Raw genomic sequence first — 4,488 nt, 5'->3', positions numbered from 1 at the left:
ACCCATGAATTTATGGCTGGGAGGGAGGGGGCCGCGGCCCCCTCCCTCCCAGCCATGACTGATCGAGGTCCAGGAGCCCGCCGGCTCCTGCCGGGAGGGGTTCGGGGAGGGCAGCGCCCTCCCCGCGGCCGCGCCGCCGACGACCTGGGCGACGCCTGATGCGCACCTTGACGGTCGCGTGCGGCGACTATGACCGGGTGCGGCCGCTCTTCGACGGCCGCGTCGCGGTCGAGGGCGTGCGCCTGGTGCATGTGCCGCTGCCGTCCGAGCAGAGTTTTCCGCGCGCGGTGACGCGGGCGGAGTTCGATGTCAGCGAGCTGTCGCTCTCGTCGCAGCTCATCCAGCTGTCGCGCGGCGAGGCACGGTATGTCGCGCTGCCCGTGCCGGTCGCGCGCGCCTTCCGGCATGGCTGCATCTACCTGCGGCGCGACGCGGGCATCGCGGGGCCAAAGGACCTGGAAGGCCGGCGCGTCGGGGTGCCGGAATACGGGATGACGATGGCGCTCTGGCTGCGCGGGATCCTCGCCGACGACCATGGCGTGGACGTCAACGGCATCGCCTGGTGCACCGCGGGCACCAACGTGGCGGGGCGGCGGGAGCGGCTGAAGCTGGAACTCCCGCAGGGGTTCGACGTCGCGCCGCTGCCGGAGGGCGCGACGCTGGATGCGGCGCTGCTGGCGGGCGAGCTGGATGCGGTGATGTCGCCGACGCCGCCCGCCTCCTTCGCCGCCGGCGATCCGCGCGTGGTGCGGCTGTTCCCCGATCCGCGCGCGGCGGCCGAGGCGTGGTGCCGGCGGACGGGCTTCTTCCCGACGATGCACCTGATCGGGGTGCGGCGGGAGGTGCTGGAGGCGGTGCCCGGTCTGGCGCGCGCGCTGTTTGACGGCTTCCTCGCCGCCAAGCGCGCGGCGGAGGCGGCGTGGGTGGAGACGCTGGCGAAGAGTTCGCCGGCGACGATGTTCCCCTTCCTGGCGGAGGAGTGGGACGCGATGCGGGCGCTGCTCGGGCCCGATCCCTGGCGCTACGGCGTCGCCGCCAACCGCGCGGAGTTCGCAGCGCTCTGCCGCTGGTCGCACGCGCAGGGGCTGGCGCGGCGGGAGCTGGCGGTGGAGGAGATCTTCGCGGCGGAGACGCTGGGGAGCTGAGGCGGGACGGTCGAACCCCCACCCGGCGGCTTCGCCGCCACCCTCCCCCGCAGGCGGGAGAGGGGTTTAGGGCGTGATGCCGGCGGCGCGCACGATGGGCGCGAAGGCGGCGAGTTCGGACTGCACGAAGCGGGTATAGGCCTCCGGCGTGCTCTCGGGCGGGGGCGCGCCGAGCAGCTCCTCGAAGCGCGCCACGGTCGCGGGATCGGCCAGCGTCGCGCGGGTCTCGGCGGCCAGCCGCTGCACGATGGCGGGCGGCAGGCCGGCCGGGCCTGAGAGGCCGAACCAGGCGGCGCTGACGACCTCGACGCCCGCTTCGGTCAGCGTGGGCAGGTCGGGGAAGAGGCCGGCGCGCGTCGCGCTGGTGACCGCCATGCCGCGCAGCGCGCCGGCGCGCACATGCGGGCCGGCGGAGGGCAGGCTGTCCAGCATGGCGGGGACGTTGCCCGCGATGGTGTCGGTCAGCGCCGGCCCCGCGCCGCGATAGGGGATCGCGTTGACGCGCACGCCGAGCGCGAGGCCGAGCCGCACGCCAGCGAGATGGCTCGAGGTGCCGATGCCGGCCACGGCGAAGTCCAACTCCCCGGCGGCGCGCGCGCGGTCGAGGAAGTCGCGCAGGTTCTGCGCCGGATGGGCGCGCGTAACGACGAGGATGGAGGGCGAGGTGGCGACGAGCGCGACATGGGTGAAGTCGCGCATCGGGTCGTAGGGGATCTGCGGATAGAGCGCGGGCGAGACGCCATGCGAGGTGGAGTTCGACATCAGCAGCGTGTGCCCGTCCGGCTGCGCCTGCGCCACTGCCGCGGCGCCGATCGTGGCACCCGCGCCGGCGCGGTTCTCCACCACCACCGGCTGGCCGAGCCGCGGGCCGAGACGCTCGGCGAGCAGGCGCGCCATCACGTCGGTGGTGCCGCCGGGGGCGAAGGGCACGACGAGGCGGATGGGACGGGACGGCCAAGCCTGCGCGCGCGCGGGCGCGGCGAAAAGGGCAAGCGGCGTGGCGAGCAGCGCGCGGCGCGGCGTCATGGGCGTGTCCTCCGCCGCAAGCTTCGCCCTGCTTGCGGCGGGGGCGCAACGGGGGCACCGTCCGCGCCAAGAGCAACCGGAGGGAACCATGCTCACCCGTCGCCGCCTCGGCCTGCTGGCCGCGCCGCTGATGCTGCCTGCCGTCGCGCGGGCCCAAGGCCAGTGGCCGGACCGCGCCGTCACCCTCGTCGTGCCCTGGGCAGCGGGCGGATCGACCGACGCGGTGGCGCGCATCCTGGCGCAGCGCCTGTCGCAGGACACCGGGCGCAGCTTCGTGGTGGACAACCGCACCGGCGCCAACGGCACGATCGGCTTCAACAGCGTGGCACGCGCGCGGCCCGACGGCACGACGCTGCTGGTCTCGACCGTCAGCACCTATGCGATGGCGCCCTGGCTCTACCAGCTGCCCTACGACAACGAGCGCGACTTCGTGGGCATCGGGCGGCTGGCGGCGATGCCCATCATCATGGTGGTGAACCCGGCCTTCCCGGCGCGGAACGTGCAGGAATTCGTGCAGCTCGCGCGGCAGCCGAACCACCGCATCACCTATGCCAATTCGGGCACCGGCAGCTCCACCCATCTCGCCACCGAGCTCTTCCTGCAGGAGGCGCGGATCGAGATCCCGGATGTCGGCTATCGCGGCGGCGGGCCGGCCGTGCAGGCGGTGCTGGCGAACGAGACGCCGATGGTCTTCCAGGCGGCGTCCGGCATCCTGCCGCAGATCCAGGCCGGAACGCTGCGGGCGTTGGGTGTCGCGAGCGCGGAGCGCAGCCCGCTGGCGCCCGAGATCCCGACCTTCGCCGAGCAGGGGTTCCGGGGCGTCGTCGTGGAAGAACACATCGCGCTGCAGGGGCCGGCCGGGCTGCCGCCCGAGATCGTCCGCCGCGCGCATGAGGTGGCGAAGGCGGCGATGGAGGCGCAGGAGACGCGCCAGCGCCTGGCGACGCTCGCCGTGGTGCCGACGGTCGGCACGCCGGAGGAGTGGCCGGCCTATTTCGCCGCCGAGAACGCCAAGTGGCGCGACATGATCAGGGCGCGCAACATCCGCGTGCAGTGACGGGAGCCTCACGATGGCCGCGCAGATCGACTACTACCTCTCGCTCAACAGCCCCTGGACGCATCTGGGGGCGGCGCGGATCGAGGCGATCGCGCGCGAGCACGGCGCGGTGCTGCGCCCCTATCCGGTGGATCTGCGGGCGGTGATCTTCCCCGCGTCGGGCGGGCTGCCGCTGCCGCAGCGCAGCCCGCAGCGCCAAGCCTACAGGATGGCGGAGCTCCGGCGCTGGCGGAGCTTCCTCGACATCCCGATCGAGCTGGACCCGACGCATTTCCCCTTCGACGAGACGCTGGCCGCGCAATGCGTCATTGCGGTGCGGGAACTGAAGTCGGATGCGCAGGCGGTCGCGCTGGCGCATCGCATCCTGAAGGCGCTGTGGGAGGAGGAGCGGAATCCGGGCCACCGCGACGTGCTGGCGGAGCTGATCGCCGAGGTGCGGCTCGATCCTGCCTGGCTGCTCAAGGAAGCCGATCGCGACGAATGGGTGCGGCAGCGGCGCGAGGACAGCGAGGCGGCGCTGGCGCGCGGCGTCTTCGGCGCGCCGAGCTACGTGATCGAGGACGAGATCTTCTGGGGCCAGGACCGGCTGGATTTCGTCGCGCGCGAGTTGGCGGGCAGGTAGCGCGCCCGCACGGCGCTCCTGGCGAGGTCCCCCACTCCGACCAGCCGGCGTAAGCGGCGGCAAGCCGCCGCTGACCCTGGTGTCCAACGCCGTTGGCGTCGCCCCCCCCGCTACGCGGGAGAGGGAGAGGCGGGGCCGGCCTGTTCGAGCATGCGCAGCGCGATCTCGCGCTCGCCCAGCACCGTGGTCGTCGCGCCGAGACCGGCCAGGTGCGCGACCGCCTCCTCAGAATGGGCACGGGCCAGGATCTCGAGCCGCGGGTTGGCGGCGCGCGCCTGATGCACGACCTGGCCGGCCTCGAAGGCCTCCGGCACGGTGCAGAAGAGACGGCGCGCGGCGGTGAGGTTGGCGGCAGCGAGCACTTCGGGATCGGCGGCATTGCCGACCAGCACCTCGGCGCCGGCCTCGCGTGCCGCCTCGGCGCGGTCGTCCTCCGTCGTGACGACGAGCAGCGGGCGGCCGGCGGCGAGCAGGGCCGGCGCGATGAGGGATCCGACGCGGCCGTAGCCGATCAGCACGTCGTGGTCGGTGAGTGTCGTCGTCGATGGCGGCTCGGGCTCCGCCGGCGGCGCGGGCGCCGGCGCCAGCTCCACGGCCGGCGTCGGTGCGGGCGCCGCGGGCGCCGGGGCCTTGGGCTG

At 74.0% G+C, this 4,488-nt stretch carries 5 protein-coding genes; 3 read left to right on the top strand and 2 right to left on the bottom strand.

Features of this window, described 5'->3' with window-relative positions:
* Window positions 1-158 precede the first annotated feature (158 nt).
* A complete protein-coding gene (locus L2I40_RS19475; RefSeq protein WP_237216845.1) occupies window positions 159-1,145 on the top strand; it encodes a substrate-binding domain-containing protein in 987 nt (328 codons plus the stop codon).
* A 66-nt stretch (window positions 1,146-1,211) separates the two neighbouring features.
* On the opposite strand, the gene L2I40_RS19470 is transcribed toward L2I40_RS19475, so the two are convergent.
* On the bottom strand, window positions 1,212-2,171 hold the full coding sequence (locus tag L2I40_RS19470) for a Bug family tripartite tricarboxylate transporter substrate binding protein (protein ID WP_237216844.1): 960 nt from the start codon (window positions 2,169-2,171) through the stop codon (window positions 1,212-1,214).
* An 88-nt stretch (window positions 2,172-2,259) separates the two neighbouring features.
* Between L2I40_RS19470 and L2I40_RS19465 the strand changes: the two genes are divergently transcribed.
* Together L2I40_RS19465 and L2I40_RS19460 are read left to right on the top strand one after the other, a co-directional pair.
* Window positions 2,260-3,228: a Bug family tripartite tricarboxylate transporter substrate binding protein gene (locus L2I40_RS19465; protein WP_237216843.1), complete on the top strand. Its 969-nt coding sequence runs from the start codon at window positions 2,260-2,262 to the stop codon at window positions 3,226-3,228.
* A gap of 13 nt (window positions 3,229-3,241) precedes the next feature.
* A complete protein-coding gene (locus L2I40_RS19460; RefSeq protein WP_237216842.1) occupies window positions 3,242-3,850 on the top strand; it encodes a 2-hydroxychromene-2-carboxylate isomerase in 609 nt (202 codons plus the stop codon).
* A gap of 110 nt (window positions 3,851-3,960) precedes the next feature.
* On the opposite strand, the gene L2I40_RS19455 is transcribed toward L2I40_RS19460, so the two are convergent.
* A partial coding sequence (locus L2I40_RS19455) for an NAD-binding protein (RefSeq protein ID WP_237216841.1) occupies window positions 3,961-4,488 on the bottom strand: 528 nt, incomplete at its 5' end.

Source organism: Falsiroseomonas oryziterrae, assembly GCF_021864505.1.
Classification (GTDB): domain Bacteria; phylum Pseudomonadota; class Alphaproteobacteria; order Acetobacterales; family Acetobacteraceae; genus Falsiroseomonas; species Falsiroseomonas oryziterrae.
This window is presented reverse-complemented; position numbering and strand designations above follow the sequence as displayed.